Below are 13,499 nucleotides of genomic sequence, written 5' to 3' on the forward strand. Positions count from 1 at the left end.
AAAGCCCGCCGCAAGGCGGGCTTTTTCTTTGGAGGCGCGGCCATGAATGGCTGTTCGATTGATTCTGGATCGCAGCCGACCGCCGACCGGCTCGTTCAGTCCAGCAAACCGTGGCTGCGCAGCAATGCTTCCGGCTCGGGCTTGCGACCGCGGAAGGCCACGAAGCTTTCCAATGCCGGACGGCTTGCGCCCACGGAAAGCACTTCGCAGCGGAAGCGCGCGCCGGTAACGGGATCGATCACGCTGCCAGCCTGCTTCGCCGCATCCTCGAACGCGCCGAACGCGTCGGCACTGAGCAGCTCTGCCCACAGGTAGCTGTAGTACCCCGCCGCGTAGCCGCCGGCGAAGATATGCGAGAACGCATGCGGGAAGCGCTGCCACGCCGGAGGATGCAGCACCGCCACCTGCTTGCGTGCCTGTTCCAGCACGACCAGTGCCCGCGCGCCTTCGGCGGGGTCGTAGCCGAGGTGCAGGCTGAAGTCGAACAGCGCGAATTCCAGCTGGCGCACCAGGAACAGGCCGGCGTGGAAATGACGCGCGGCGAGCATGCGCTGGAACAGTTCTTCCGGCAGCGGCTCGCCGGTCTGCCAATGGCGTGCGAACAGGTCTAGTGCCTCCCGATTCCAGCCGAAGTTCTCCATGAACTGGCTGGGCAGCTCCACCGCATCCCACTCCACGCCGTCGATGCCGCCGATCGAGGGCAGGGCGATTTCGGTGAGCAGGTGGTGCAGGCCGTGGCCGAATTCGTGAAACAGGGTGAGCACGTCGTCATGCGTGAGCAGCGCGGGCCGGCCTTCGGTGGGCGGCGCGAAGTTGCAGGTGAGGAAGGCCACCGGCAGCTGCTTCGCGGCGCCATCGTCGAAGCGGGCGCGGCAGACGTCCATCCACGCGCCACCGCGCTTGCCGTTGCGCGCATAGAGATCGACATAGGCGCCGGCAAACACGCGGCCGTCGGCATCCATCACGTCGTAGTAGCGTACGTCCGGATGCCATACGTCGACGCCATCGCGGGGGGCAAGCGTGATGCCGTAGAGTTTGCGCACGATGGCCCACAGCCCATCGACCACCGCGGGCAGCGGGAAATAGGGCTTGAGCTGCTCCTCGTCTAGCGCGTAGTTCTTCTGGCGCAGCTTTTCGGAGCTGTAGCCGACATCCCACGATTCCAGGTTGTCGAGCTTGAGTTCCTCGTGTGCGAACTGGCGCAGAGTGGCCAGCTCACGCTGCGCCACCGGCTTCGCGCGCGCGGCGAGGTCACCCAAAAACTCCATAACCTCGGTGGGCGAGCCGGCCATCTTGGTGGCCAGCGATTCCTCTGCCGTATTGGCGAAGCCGAGCAGCTGCGCGGCCTCATGGCGCAGCGCCATGATCTTCTCGATACGCGCGGAGTTGTCGTACTTGCCGGCGTGCGGGCCCTGGTCGGAAGCGCGCGTCTGGTAGGCCCAGTACACGCGTTCGCGCAGGCCGCGATTGTCGGCATAGGTAAGCACGGCCTGCACGCTGGGCTGCTTCAGCGTGACCAGGTAGCCGTCCAGGTCCTGGTCCTTGGCGTACTGGCGCAGCACCGCAAGGCCGGATTCTGGGATGCCGGCGAGATCGCGCTCGTCGGTGACGTGCTCGTGCCAGGCGTCGGTGGCGTCCAGCACCGCGTTGGAGAACTCGGTGGAGAGCCTCGACAGCTCGACGCCGATCTCGCGGAAGCGGCTGCGCGCAGGTTCCTCCAGCGACACGCCGGAGAGCCTGAAGTCGCGCAGCGCGTGTTCCACCAATGCGCGCTCGGGCCGCGACAGCGCGGCGAAACCCGGCGCGTCGGCCACCGCCTGCACGGCGGCGTACAGGTCGCGGTTCTGGCCCTGCGCGATGGCGTGTTCGGTGAGTTTCTCCTCGGCCGGCCCGTAGGCCTCTCGCAGCGCGGGGCTGTCCGCCACCGAGTGCAGGTGCGACACCGGCGCCCAGGCGCGGGCGAGGCGCTGGCCCAGGCGCTCCTGCGCCAGCATCACATGCGCGAAATCGCGCAGCGCGCCGGGGGCGATGATCGCAGCGATTGCGGCATCGTCGTCGGCGAGGATATCGGCGATGGCCGGTGCCACATGCTCGGGACGGATGCGGGAAAACGCCGGCAGTGCATCATCGGCCAGCAGGGGATTGTCTTGGGTCATAAAGTGCTCCTTTCCGACGCGAAGCGTGGCGACCACACCGGGCGAAATCAAGCGCGACGACACCGCCCTCACGGCGCCGAAGTAGCATTGCCGCCATGCAGCCCACCGACCTGGCCGACCTGATCCGGCGCACCGCGATCTTCGCGCACCTCGACGAATTCCAGCTCGAGATGCTGGCCAGGCGCATGCGCTGGCTGTGCCTGCCCGGCGGCCAGTACCTGTTCGAGGCCGACGAGCCCTCCGAGGCGCTGTACCTGCTGCGCAGCGGCAGCCTGGGCGTGTTCGACGGTCCCTCCACCCTGATGCACCAGCTTGCCGCGGGCGACTGCGTGGGGGAAATCAGCCTGCTCTCTGGCGGCAACCACCACCTTTCCGTGCGCGCGCTGCGCGACTCCGAACTGCTGCGGCTGGATGTCGCCGACTTCGAGGCGATGGTGGAACGCCACCCCACCACCATGCTGGCGGTGGCGCGCACCGCCACCTTGCGCCTGCTGCAGAACCAGCACCGCGTACCGTCGCCCAACCGGCCGCGCACTTTCGCGATGCTGCCCGCGCACCGCGGCGTCCCGGTGCGCGAACTGGCGCAGCAACTGGCCACGGCCATGGAGCCCTACGGCCACTGCACGGTGATCGACGCCGAACTAGGCCGGGATCGCGGCAGCGACTGGTTCGCCGAGCGCGAGGCCTGGGCGCAGTTCGTGCTCTACCTCGACGACGACAGCGACCCTGAATGGCGCCAGCGCTGCCTGCGCCAGGCCGATGCGCTGCTGCTGCCTGCGCTGGCCGCGCAGGCGGCGCAGCCCTGGACAGAGTTCGCGCCCGGCCACCCGGCCCGCACCGAGCACCGTCCGCGCCACCTGTTGCTGCTGCACGAGCGCGGCGAACCGGAGCGCGGCTCGGCGCAACGCTGGCGCGCGCCGTTCAGCGGCCCGCTGATGCACCACCACATCTGCGGCAAGGGCGACATCGAACGGGTGGCGCGGCTGGTCACCGGCCACGCGCGCGGGTTGGTGCTGGCCGGCGGCGGCGCGCGCGGGCTGGCCCACCTCGGCGCGATCAAGGCGCTGCGCGATGCAGGCCATGCCTTCGACGCCGTGGGTGGCACCAGCATCGGCGCGATCATCGGCGCCGGCGTGGCCCACGGCTGGGACACAGACACCATGCTGCGCCGCTACTTCGAGGCTTTCGTGCGCAGCCGCCCACTGTCGGACTGGACGTTGCCGCTGGTGGCGCTGACCCGCGGCCGCCGCGCCAGCCACATGCTGCGCGAGGCCTTCGGCGACAGCGAGATCGAGGATCTGGGCAAGCCGTTCTTCTGCGTCTCCACCAACCTCTCCGGCGCCGGCCGCGCGGTGCATCGCACCGGGCCGCTGTGGCTGTGGCTGCGCGCCTCCAGCGCGATTCCCGGCGTGCTGCCGCCGGTGCTCCATCGCGGCGAAGTCCACGTGGATGGCGCGCTGGTGGACAACCTGCCCACCGACGTGATGGCCACCGACGGCATCGCTCACCTCACCGCACTGAGCATCCACGGCGGCATGGCGCTGCGTGCCGGCATCGACGACGTGGCGACCCCGCCATGGTGGCGCCTGCTGCTGCAACAGCATCGCGGCCCGCGCTGGCCGGGCCTGGTGTCCACCCTCGCCCGCGCCGCGATGGTCAACAGCGAGGAAACCAGCGAGCGCTGCCGCGCGCTGGCGCACCGGCTGATCGTACCGCCGCTGGAACGGGTGGGCCTGCTGGAATGGAAGAGCTGGCGCCGCGCGGTGGACGCCGGCTACCGCGAAACGCTGCGTGTGCTGGAAGCCGAGCGCAAGGATCGGGAACCCGGCTGTGACAGCCTCTAAAATGCCCCCATGAACCTGCGCAGCTACAAGGGCATCGCCCCCGTCCTCGGCGAACGTGTCTACCTCGACCCCGCCGCCACGGTGATCGGCGACGTGGTGCTGGGCGACGATGTATCGGTCTGGCCCGGCGCAGTGTTGCGCGGCGACGTGAACCACATCCGCGTGGGCGCGCGCAGCAACATCCAGGATGGGGCCATCGTGCATGTCGCACACGCCGGCCCTTATGGCCCAGGCTACCCTTGCCTGATCGGCGCAGACGTCACCATCGGCCATGCTGCCGTAGTGCATGCCTGCACCATCGAGGACGGTTGCCTGATCGGCATGCACGCCAGCGTGCTTGATGGTGCTGTAGTGAAGAAGCACGGCTTCGTCGGTGCCGGTGCGCTGATCCCGCCGGGCAAGGTGGTGGGCGAGCGCGAGTTGTGGCTGGGCAACCCGGCGAAGTTCGTGCGCGTGCTCAGCGACGCGCAAGTAGAGCAGCTGATGTACTCCGCCGCGCACTACGTGCGAGTGAAGGGCGACTACCTGGGGGAGTGAACAACCGAAAGCCTTCTAAAGGCTTCTATTGCACCGCAGCCGTCTGCCGAGCGGCCATCGCTGCGGCTTGTTCGGCATGCGCGCGACCCAGCAGCCTGCGCTGGGCGTCGAGATAACCGCCGAGCAAGGCGAGCTTGTAGTCGCTCGCATTCAGTTCCTCGTGGGCAGGATCGTACTTGTAGTTGCCGGCATCGTACGCACGCAGCAGTTGCAGCTCGCGTTGCGCCTCGTCGAGGTCACCGGCAGCGATGGTGTGCTCCGTGTCCTCGCAAGCCGACTTGAACATGTCGTGCAGCCCTTCCATCGCGATGCGATTGCCTGGCTCGAGCTGCAGCACGCTGAAGTAGAACTCGAACGCGTTGCTGCCTACCGGTGCGACAAGTCGGCCATCGCGCCGCGCGTCGGCGGCAAGGCCAAGCAGGATGTGCACGCCGTTGTCGTCAGACGGTGACTGGGCCGTGGCGCGGGCATTCCAATGCCACCAGCCACCACCGATCAGCATCAAGAGCAAGGCGCCACCCAACCAGACCCGGCGGCGCGAGAAGAACGAAACAAGACTTTGCATGACACCCGTGCCTGACGAAACCAAGGTCGTGGCTGTCTCAAGGAACACCGTCGACCGGGCTGCAAGCTAACTGTGCATTGTGTCAACGCGATGACTCCGCGGATCGGGCCGACAGCGAAGCCCAAGGGCCGGCCAAAAAGAAAGGACCGGCTTCCCGGTCCTTTCTTGCTTGCGCATGCTTGAACCGGATCAGGGTAGCAACTGCACGGTCGCCCCGTAGACGCTGGATGCATATTGCGAAAAGCGATCACGCCAGGAAAGGTTGTTGGAACCCATCCAGCACGCCGCGCCATCCACCCAACCCGTAAGAGCGTTGTCCTTCGAGGAGATCTTGCGGCTGTAGCACTCGTCGAAGGAATCCCTGTAGCGATAATCCTGGTGGCTGTACGTGTCGGTGGCTCCGGTAAATTGCCCTGCCGCGTTCCAGTTGTAGGTGTTGTTTCCGTCGAACGTATTGTCCACGGTAGCCTCGGCTCCCAGGAAATATCCGGGAAACACGGAAGCCGATTGCCTGTACCCTTGCTCCTTCACATCGGTGTACTGCTGATAGCTGCCGTCGGCCTGTTCGAAATAGCCCAAGTTCAGCTTCAGCGGATAGCTGTGCCGCTCGCGAAGAACGACCGTCTTGTGGCCATCGGTGCGCGTCGTGGTCGAATCCACCGTCGTGGTCTGGACGATGTTTTCGCCTTCGCTGTTGGCCGGCAAGGTGTAGTCCTGCGAGTTGGAAAAGGCGATCTTCTGCGCCACTTCCGTTTGCACCACGCCATGCGAGGTGGCCACCACGCCGACAATGGCGAATTTGCGGTTCGACGTGACGGTGATGTTTCCGCCAGTCACGTTGTTGCTTGCATCGGTGGTGAGGTTTTCGACAACCTGGGGCGTGGGCGCGGCGGCCAGGCTATTCGAAATGACTGCTCCCCTGACTTGCTTGGAACCGTGGTCGAGATACAGCAGCAAGTTGCCGGCAACGCTGAAATACTGGTTCGCGTTGAACACGCTCATCGAAATGCTGTGCGTCTTGCCATCGTCGAGGGTGCCGGCGAAAGGCGTAAGGTCGACGCGATAGGGAACGAAAGACAGCGTCTGCACACCGGGCGTCGGTTCCCAGAGCCCGGGATTGCCCGTACCGCCGGTGTAAATCCACGGGTACACCGGTGCGACGCCGGCAGGCTGGCCATCGATGCTGATTTCGGTTTCGCGGAACGCCGTGTTGTTGCAACCGAAGAAGCTCAGCGTTCCCTGGTCGTTCGGATTGCACGAATACCAGATCTCGTCGTTGCTCTGGCTTTGTGCGTAGACTTCGAGGTAAGCGCGTTCGATATTCCTCGGCAGCGATGTATAGGTTGCCGTGTATTGGTCGGCTGTCGTGTTCAGGGCATAGGTGCCGTTCGCGGGATTCGAATTCATCGACAGCACGAGATCCGGGCGCGGTTGCAGAATCCCATGACCTCCGTTGTCGCCATTCCTGCCGCGATTGCCGTCATTCGCCAGGGGGTAGAAATACAACGCCGCCGAACCGCTGAGCTTGCCGTCGTATGGGCCCTCTACGTAATTGACGAAGTCGGAGTGCCCGGCCTGACTGGCCGTAAACAGTGCGCTGTAGTCGGTCACGTCTTTTTCGATATGCCAGGTCGTGGCACTGGGCGGTGCGACGCTGGGTTCCTGCGTGGTGCCGAAATAGAGGATCGCGCCACCCAGCCAGATGGAGCCGGTACGATCGAACTGGTTGGTGCCGACCATGCTGGTGTCGATCGTGAGCACGACTTTTTCCCAGGGACCGGGACATCCGGCAGGCGGTGTGTAGTTGATCGGCGTCGGGCCGCTGGGGTTGTCGAAGGATGCGTTGGTGTACAGCGGCACGACGCATGGCGTCGTCGGCGGCCGCGGCACGGTCGGATCGGCTACGGCCACGTTGTGCGAACCGATCGTCAAGGATTGTGCCGACACGTTCGACACGCCAGTGCACGCCAGAACTGCCAAGGCGCACTGCGCGATGGGAAGTCTCAAACTCCGAACCGTATGCAAACGAGTCGACATGGCTCTATCTCCCCTCGACCGGACCGCCTGATCGGCGCTGGTCACGTTGGACGAATCGACCGGACTGCTGCCGGCGGCGAAAACACTGCAGGTACACCACTTCGGCTCGGCGATGGCCGGGCTTCGAGCGAACATCCCCATCCGCAACATGTAATTACCCCCTACCGTAAGAACTTGTCCGTGAGCTCGACGGCATCGCGGACAGGCTCTGGTCACCCCCTGTGTCGGCCATGCTGGCACCCGCATTTTTAGACGGGGTCAAATCGCCCTTCGAGAGGGCGATGCGGTTGGCATGGATTGCTTAGCCCTCTGCACGCAGGCTCTGGTAGACCGGTTCAGTGTCGGGGTGGCGGCCATGCCACAACGCGAACGCTTCGGCCGCCTGTTCCACCAGCATGCCGAGGCCATCCCACGCGTAGCGCGCACCGCCCGCCTTCGCCCACGCGACGAAATCGATGGCGGCCGCGCCATAGGCAAGGTCGTAGCAGAGCGCGCGCGCGCCCACCAGCGACATCGGCAGTTTCAAGCCGCCGCCCAACACCCCGGCCGAAGTGGCATTGACGATCAGGTCGTAGCTGCCGAGGTTGGCGAGGTCGTCCCAGTAGCGGGTATGCACGCGGGCCGGCTCGCCGATCGCATCGGCCAGCGCATCGGCGGTCTCCGGTGTGCGATTGACGATGGTGAGCGTCTGCACGCCGGCATCCAGCAGCGACCACGCCACAGCGCGCGCCGCGCCGCCCGCGCCCAGCAGCAGTGCGTCGTGACCGCGCAGATCCACGCGGTGGCGCTCGGTGAGATCGCGTACCAGGCCCGCGCCATCGGTGTTGTGTGCAACAAGCCGGCCATCGGGCAGGCGGGTGAGCACGTTGGCCGTGCCCGCACGGGTTGCCGCCTCGCTGCGCTCGTCCGCCAGCGAGGACGCCGCACCCTTATGTGGCAGGGTGACATTGGCACCCGTACCACCGGCGATGAAAAAGGCGCGCACTGCATCGGCAAAGTCCCCCGGCGTCGCATCAATGGTGCGGTATTCCAATGTGATGCCGAACTGCTGCGCGAAGCCCTGGTGGATGCGCGGGGACAACGAATGTGCGATCGGATGACCGAACACGGCGAACTGGGAGGGTTGGCTCACGCGGTGCTCCTGGAATGAGAGGCCATTGTAAGAGCCTCTTCGCGATCTCCACACGCAAGGAGGATGACGGACGCGAACGGTCCGCCGCGGATCGCAAGCCGTGAGATGCGACATCGGCATGCTGCACCCATCGCCCGCGAGGAAGCAGCCATGCACACTCCCACCATCCAGCACCACGACCACGGGGACCTGTTGGCCATCGCCCTACTGTGGCTTGCCATAGGCGCTGCGCTGCTGGTGACCACGCTGGTGCCTCTGCACACAGCCCTGCTGGGCTGGGCACCTCTGCTGTGGCTGTTCGTCGCTCCACTCACGCTGCTGCTGATTCTCGAGCCGGGCTTGCCCAGGCAACTGCTCGCATTGCGACGCCCGCGGCGCCGTCACTGATTCCATCTGGCAGTGGAAGGGCTCGTCGCCGCAGGGAAGCGGCGACGGTTCGCCTCACTGGCTGACGCCCTGTCGCTTGAGTTCCATCCGGCGCAGGAATTCGCGCATCACACTGAGATACAACTCGGGGCCGAGGCATTCGTCTTCGACGCCAGCGTCGATGGATGGGTTGTCGTTCACCTCGATCACCACCGGCTTGTCGCCCACGCGCTTGATGTCCACGCCATAGAAACCATTGCCCACGGCCTGCGTGGCCTTGAGCGCCAGCTTCACCACGTCGGGCGGGGCACTTCCGATGGGCAGGGTTTCCGACTCGCCGGTTTTCGACGGGCCTTTCGCGCCATGGTTGTAGATCTGCCAGTGGCCGCGCGACATGAAGTATTTGCAGGCGTACAGCGGCTCGCCGTTGAGCACCCCGATGCGCCAGTCGAATTCGGTGTAGACGAATTCCTGCGCCAGCAGCAGGGCGCTGTGCTGGAACAGTTCCGCGGTGGCTTTGGCGAGCACGGCTTCGTCCTCCACCTTCACCACGCCGCGCGAGAACGAGCCGTCGGGAATCTTCAGAACCAGCGGATAGCCGAGTTTCTCCGCGACGTCCTTCAGGCTGCGCGCGTCGTCGCGGTAGAGGATTTCGGTACGCGGCACGGCGAGCTTGCGCGAGACCATCAAATCGTTGAGGAAGATCTTGTTCGTGCAACGCAGGATCGAGGTCGGGTCGTCGATCACCACCATGCCTTCCTTCTCCGCACGATGCGCGAAGCGGTAGGTATGGTTGTCGCTCGCGGTGGTTTCGCGGATGAACAGACCGTCGTATTCGGCGAGGCGCTGGTAGTCGTTCTTGCCGATGGGATCGACTTCGATGCCGAGCTCCTTGCCGGCCGCGATGAACGCCTTCTGCGCCCGCTTGTTCGACGGTGGCATGACCTCGTGCGGATCGACCAGCATGGCGACGTCGTAGCGGAACTGCTTGCGCGCCTTGGGCTTGCGCCACAGCTTCTTGCTGAAGCGGTCGAGTTCCTCCGCGAAGGCGTCTTCCTGCGCGTCATCCAGCGTTTGCAGGCCGACCGGCTTGATGGCGCTGGTCTGCCACACGCGATCGCGCTCGAACTCGATGCGCAGCAACGGGCAGGGGAACATTTCGAACACCTGCCGCGCCAGATCCTGCAGCGCGGGCTGCGAGGTCTGGCCGAAGTAGACGAGGATGCCGAAGTCGGTGGTGTCGCGGCCGCCCGCAGGCAGGAAGTGGGTGAGCTTGGTGTTGAGGTCCTCGATCTCCAGGCCGTACAGCGAACGGCGGCGCAGGTCGTTCACCGTGCGCACCGACGGCATCACCTTGTGTCCGCGCGCCTCGGCCAGCAGCGACACGTAGTAGCCGGTGCCGAGATACTTGTAGCTGCGGCAGAGATTGATGACGTGGGTGCGCTCGTCGTCGCTGCCCACCGGTTCGCGCAGGTAATCCGCTGCGGTGACTACATCCGCTGACGGGTAATAGACGCCCCAATCGGAGGCTTTCTCGACCACGATGACCAGACGAGCCATGTCACCACTCAGGCTTGCGATTGCGGGGCGCCCTGCATGCAAGGCGATGAACGCGCAGTGTCGCACAGCGCGAACGCGCATCGGGGCGTGGCACTGAACCCTTGCTAAGCATTCGCCTCGCTATCGACCGATCACGATTGCCGCATCGTCGCCAGGCCACTACAGTCCGCCCGGTTTGCCGCCGTGCGCGCATCCGATCAAGGAATTCTTCGCCATGTCGCCAACCAATCTGCGCGTCCGCTCAGCCCAGCTTTCCGACCTCGACGATCTGGTGGCGCTGGAAGAACACAGCTTTACCAGCGACCGCTTGAGCCGCGCGCAGTTCCGCCGCCACCTCGACAGCGACAGCGCGAAGGTGCTGGTGGCCAGTACCGGCCCGCATCGTTTCCTTGGCACTGCCGTGGTGTTCTTCCGCAAGCGCAGCGGCGTGGCGCGGTTGTATTCCATCGCCACGCATCACGCCGCACGCGGCCAGGGCGTGGGCTCGATCCTGCTCGATGCCGTGGAAGAACTCGCCCGCCGCCGTCATTGCCGCGCACTGCGGCTGGAAGTGCGCGCCGACAACGCCAGCGCGATCCGTCTCTACGAGCGCCTTGGTTACCACAGGGTGTCTGCGCTTGCGGAGTACTACGAAGACGGCGCCGATGGTTGGCGCTACGAGAAATCGCTGGGCTAAGAGCTGTTTGCGATCTCTCCATGGCCCGCGCAGCGCCTGCATGCCCTCCGCAAGGCGTCCGCTTTGAGCTGTCAGTCGGTAGCCGATCCGCCCTTTGCCGGACCGGCTTCGCTTGAGCCGGCACTCGCCGCTCCAGGATCGCTCGCATGACCAGTCCCCGCCCGCGCGGGCTGGAACCGGACTGCCCCCTTTTCCACGCTCCGGCCATCGTCCGCGTGCCGCGCGCCATTCGGCGATCCGACGGAGATCGCCGTCACGACCAGCAAGGGAACAGCCGCGGCGATGAAAGGCGCCCTGGATTGCCTGGCGGGATCTTTTTCGGACTTGCGCCCAAGCAGCGCCAACGCGCCGCCGACCGATGCGGGAACCATGCAAAAAGCGGCAAGACCGCCGCCGATGAAGATTCCACCAGCCGCCGCGGCCATGACCAGACAACCGGGCCAGCGCTTCCTGAATACGAAGACGAACACGCTGTACACGATGACGAGAAAGGAAAAGGCCATGCCGACCAATCCCACCCGTATGCCTGGCCATGCTCCCTGGGCGTCGAGTGCCGTGACGAATCCGCCGAAAAACGACGTAATCAACCCGGCGACAATTCCCAAGATGCCCGAAATCAGGGCGATGACTCCTCCCGCGACCCTCATATCCCCTCCTTGGCGGAACCGCACCAATGAACAAAGTCCATGGGCCCGAACAACTTATCAGGCATCAATCCTTCTGCCGCGCAATGGTGAACTCCTCGCTGGATGAATAGCCATCCATAGTCGCCAGTGTGTACTCCCCTTTGCACACGCGCTCTTTCTTTGTCGAAGAACAAACCAGCGGGACTTCCTGTTCCTTGACGAGCCACGACTGAAAGCAGGATGGATTCTTTTCATCGGGCTGCCTGAAGCAACCCCTGGAAACTGCGCACACCGAATTGGGCATGTCCGGGTTGCAAACGGGAGACGGCTTGTCTCTGGATTTGCAGTTTGACAATGCGGCTGGATCGCCGTTTTCGGAGAAACTCAGATCGCACTCGAAATTGAATTGATTTGAAACATTTATCTTGAAATTACCGCCATCTTTCCTGATGGACACGCTTTTGAGTGCAGCAGCGTCGTTGTCGCCGCCATACAGGGACATGTTCAGCCATTTTTGCCTGTTTGCGCCGGCGTCATCCGACAAGGCGGCCCAGGAAATACAAGACAACAATAAAAACAAACAGATCTTCCGGATCACGGATTTCTCTCCCTAGATTAACGCTCGACGCCGATCAGATCCCGGATCGGCACATGCGCCCGGATACTCCGCGCGCGTCGTCATCGCGTCAAGCTGGTCCATCGATCCAACTGTGCAATTGCCAACCAGGTCCACTTGCCGAATCCCGGACCGATTCACGCCGGCCCGACACGCGCTTGAGTGCCCGGACGAAAACCGATGCCAATCCGGCCTCGCCGCGGCAGCGGCAAGGCCGGCCCGGCTCACGCCAGCAGCACGTGCGTCACTTGTGGTTCTGGTTCGCCGCTTCCGCCGCCGCCTTGAGTTCGCGGTTGGCCTGGTCGAGCAGGTCTTTCGCTTTCGCTGCGTGGCCGTCCATGTCCCATTCGTTCGCTTGCTGCGCGGCGACGATGCGCTGGTAGGCCTTGTCGGTGAGCTTCTGCGCGGCGGCGATGTTCGGATGGCGACTGCTGCTGACATCGCGCACGGGCTGTGCGGCGAAGGCCGTGGCGGCGACGGTTGCCAGCGCGGCGGTCAAAACGGCTTGCGTAAGCTTGTTCATTGGCCTCTCCCAGATTGGATGGATGCCAAGGCGGCACGGCTTGCCGATGCCGCACCGCCGTGGCGAGGCGAATCTAGCGCGGACGCCGTACAAGTTCCTGCGACGGATTTGTCCGCCCTTCAGCGCAGGCCGCCCAGCGGCGAACCGATGCGCCGCTCGGTGGCTGCATCAGGCCGCGCCACCAGTGCGCCGGCGCCCGAAAGACTCAAGCTGTAGTGGCCGCCGTCGACCAGCGGCAGGAAGGCGCCGCTGCCGTAGACCGCGTCCACCATCGGCAACGCACGCGGGTATTGCCGGTGCAGGTCGAGCAGGTCGAAACCGTCGGCGAAGCCGAGCGCCACCACCGTGCGCGGCGCGCTCTGTTCCTGGGTTGCGTCGTCGTAGCGACCGTCGATGCGGTCGAGGCGATAGAGCGGCGGCAGACCGACAAGCAGCTTCCACTTCAACACCACCGCCTCCACGCGCCAGTCATCACCGGCCAGTTGCACCTGGCGGGTGGCACCATCTGGCCAAGTCAAGGTGACGGCCCAGCGCTGTGGCGAAAGGATATGCGCGTCGATCTCGACCACGGGCGTTTCTTCGTCCAACAGGCGATAACCGCGCAGGGCCCATCCGCCGACGCCAAGCAGCAAGCTGAGCACGAGGCACACCACACACAGCAACCCGTGCCAGCCGGCAGCCAGCCGCGCACCGGCATCGAGACGGCGGCGCAACGTCAGCAGTTGCAACAGGCAGAACAGCAGCAGGACCGCGGCGAGCACCAGCAGCACGGTAGCAGGCAGGCGCAGCAGCTCGATCAGGTTCATCGCGGGTCCCAGGTACTTTGAGGCAGGCGCATGATAAGGCCCAGCGGCGCGCTCG

Annotated in this window: 13 protein-coding genes; 4 read left to right on the forward strand and 9 right to left on the reverse strand. The window is 65.0% G+C overall.

Annotation, left to right across the window (positions count from 1 at the left end; all coding sequences use genetic code 11):
• Positions 1 to 95: 95 nt before the first annotated feature.
• The gene (locus IHE49_RS14235) at positions 96 to 2,156 is read right to left on the reverse strand and encodes a M3 family metallopeptidase (RefSeq protein ID WP_192159039.1); all 2,061 of its coding nucleotides are present in this window, start codon (positions 2,154 to 2,156) and stop codon (positions 96 to 98) included.
• Between the two features lie 95 nt (positions 2,157 to 2,251).
• Between IHE49_RS14235 and IHE49_RS14240 the strand changes: the two genes are divergently transcribed.
• Positions 2,252 to 4,000: a patatin-like phospholipase family protein gene (locus tag IHE49_RS14240; protein WP_192159041.1), complete on the forward strand. Its 1,749-nt coding sequence runs from the start codon at positions 2,252 to 2,254 to the stop codon at positions 3,998 to 4,000.
• 9 nt (positions 4,001 to 4,009) lie between these two features.
• On the forward strand, positions 4,010 to 4,537 hold the full coding sequence (locus IHE49_RS14245; protein WP_192159043.1) for a gamma carbonic anhydrase family protein: 528 nt from the start codon (positions 4,010 to 4,012) through the stop codon (positions 4,535 to 4,537).
• 25 nt (positions 4,538 to 4,562) lie between these two features.
• Here IHE49_RS14245 and IHE49_RS14250 read toward each other — a convergent pair whose 3' ends face one another.
• The 3 genes from IHE49_RS14250 to aroE all read right to left on the reverse strand — a co-directional run bounded on the left by IHE49_RS14250 (position 4,563) and on the right by aroE (position 8,271).
• Positions 4,563 to 5,102: a hypothetical protein gene (locus tag IHE49_RS14250; protein WP_192159045.1), complete on the reverse strand. Its 540-nt coding sequence runs from the start codon at positions 5,100 to 5,102 to the stop codon at positions 4,563 to 4,565.
• Positions 5,103 to 5,291: 189 nt separating this feature from the next.
• On the reverse strand, positions 5,292 to 7,274 hold the full coding sequence (locus IHE49_RS14255; RefSeq protein ID WP_192159047.1) for a peptide-N4-asparagine amidase: 1,983 nt from the start codon (positions 7,272 to 7,274) through the stop codon (positions 5,292 to 5,294).
• 166 nt (positions 7,275 to 7,440) lie between these two features.
• Positions 7,441 to 8,271 carry a shikimate dehydrogenase gene (gene aroE / locus IHE49_RS14260; protein WP_343227584.1) on the reverse strand — a complete coding sequence of 277 codons (831 nt, stop codon included), beginning with the start codon at positions 8,269 to 8,271 and terminating at the stop codon, positions 7,441 to 7,443.
• Positions 8,272 to 8,421: 150 nt separating this feature from the next.
• Here aroE and IHE49_RS14265 point away from each other — a divergent pair, with 150 nt between their 5' ends.
• Positions 8,422 to 8,658 (forward strand): hypothetical protein, encoded by a 237-nt coding sequence (locus IHE49_RS14265; RefSeq protein ID WP_192159051.1) that lies wholly within the window; start codon positions 8,422 to 8,424, stop codon positions 8,656 to 8,658.
• A 54-nt stretch (positions 8,659 to 8,712) separates the two neighbouring features.
• On the opposite strand, the gene IHE49_RS14270 is transcribed toward IHE49_RS14265, so the two are convergent.
• Positions 8,713 to 10,197 (reverse strand): RimK family protein, encoded by a 1,485-nt coding sequence (locus IHE49_RS14270; RefSeq protein ID WP_192159053.1) that lies wholly within the window; start codon positions 10,195 to 10,197, stop codon positions 8,713 to 8,715.
• A gap of 214 nt (positions 10,198 to 10,411) precedes the next feature.
• On the opposite strand from IHE49_RS14270, the gene IHE49_RS14275 reads away from it, so the two are divergent.
• Entirely contained in the window at positions 10,412 to 10,873 is a 462-nt protein-coding gene (locus IHE49_RS14275) for a GNAT family N-acetyltransferase (RefSeq protein ID WP_192159055.1), read from the forward strand.
• Between the two features lie 71 nt (positions 10,874 to 10,944).
• Here the strand turns inward: IHE49_RS14275 and IHE49_RS14280 are convergent, their stop codons facing one another.
• The 4 genes from IHE49_RS14280 to IHE49_RS14295 all read right to left on the reverse strand — a co-directional run bounded on the left by IHE49_RS14280 (position 10,945) and on the right by IHE49_RS14295 (position 13,444).
• Positions 10,945 to 11,520, reverse strand: a complete 576-nt coding sequence (locus IHE49_RS14280) for a hypothetical protein (protein WP_192159057.1) — start codon at positions 11,518 to 11,520, stop codon at positions 10,945 to 10,947.
• Between the two features lie 64 nt (positions 11,521 to 11,584).
• The gene (locus tag IHE49_RS14285) at positions 11,585 to 12,097 is read right to left on the reverse strand and encodes a hypothetical protein (RefSeq protein WP_192159059.1); all 513 of its coding nucleotides are present in this window, start codon (positions 12,095 to 12,097) and stop codon (positions 11,585 to 11,587) included.
• Positions 12,098 to 12,359: 262 nt separating this feature from the next.
• Positions 12,360 to 12,638 (reverse strand): hypothetical protein, encoded by a 279-nt coding sequence (locus tag IHE49_RS14290; protein WP_192159061.1) that lies wholly within the window; start codon positions 12,636 to 12,638, stop codon positions 12,360 to 12,362.
• Between the two features lie 119 nt (positions 12,639 to 12,757).
• Positions 12,758 to 13,444, reverse strand: coding sequence for a hypothetical protein (locus tag IHE49_RS14295; protein WP_192159063.1), 687 nt, complete (start codon positions 13,442 to 13,444; stop codon positions 12,758 to 12,760).
• Positions 13,445 to 13,499: the final 55 nt, after the last annotated feature.

Origin of the sequence: Rhodanobacter sp. 7MK24, assembly GCF_014842995.1 — a bacterium.
Classification (GTDB): domain Bacteria; phylum Pseudomonadota; class Gammaproteobacteria; order Xanthomonadales; family Rhodanobacteraceae; genus Rhodanobacter_A.

What these genes read in the sequence shown, in the direction of transcription:
- IHE49_RS14270 (WP_192159053.1), bottom strand. Translation starts at nt 10,197, where the DNA reads ATGGCTCGTCTGGTCATCGTGGTCGAGAAAGCCTCCGATTGGGGCGTC.
- IHE49_RS14275 (WP_192159055.1), top strand. Translation starts at nt 10,412, where the DNA reads ATGTCGCCAACCAATCTGCGCGTCCGCTCAGCCCAGCTTTCCGACCTC.
- IHE49_RS14240 (WP_192159041.1), top strand. Translation starts at nt 2,252, where the DNA reads ATGCAGCCCACCGACCTGGCCGACCTGATCCGGCGCACCGCGATCTTC.
- IHE49_RS14255 (WP_192159047.1), bottom strand. Translation starts at nt 7,274, where the DNA reads ATGTTCGCTCGAAGCCCGGCCATCGCCGAGCCGAAGTGGTGTACCTGC.
- IHE49_RS14290 (WP_192159061.1), bottom strand. Translation starts at nt 12,638, where the DNA reads ATGAACAAGCTTACGCAAGCCGTTTTGACCGCCGCGCTGGCAACCGTC.
- IHE49_RS14295 (WP_192159063.1), bottom strand. Translation starts at nt 13,444, where the DNA reads ATGAACCTGATCGAGCTGCTGCGCCTGCCTGCTACCGTGCTGCTGGTG.
- IHE49_RS14280 (WP_192159057.1), bottom strand. Translation starts at nt 11,520, where the DNA reads ATGAGGGTCGCGGGAGGAGTCATCGCCCTGATTTCGGGCATCTTGGGA.
- IHE49_RS14245 (WP_192159043.1), top strand. Translation starts at nt 4,010, where the DNA reads ATGAACCTGCGCAGCTACAAGGGCATCGCCCCCGTCCTCGGCGAACGT.
- IHE49_RS14250 (WP_192159045.1), bottom strand. Translation starts at nt 5,102, where the DNA reads ATGCAAAGTCTTGTTTCGTTCTTCTCGCGCCGCCGGGTCTGGTTGGGT.
- IHE49_RS14235 (WP_192159039.1), bottom strand. Translation starts at nt 2,156, where the DNA reads ATGACCCAAGACAATCCCCTGCTGGCCGATGATGCACTGCCGGCGTTT.
- IHE49_RS14265 (WP_192159051.1), top strand. Translation starts at nt 8,422, where the DNA reads ATGCACACTCCCACCATCCAGCACCACGACCACGGGGACCTGTTGGCC.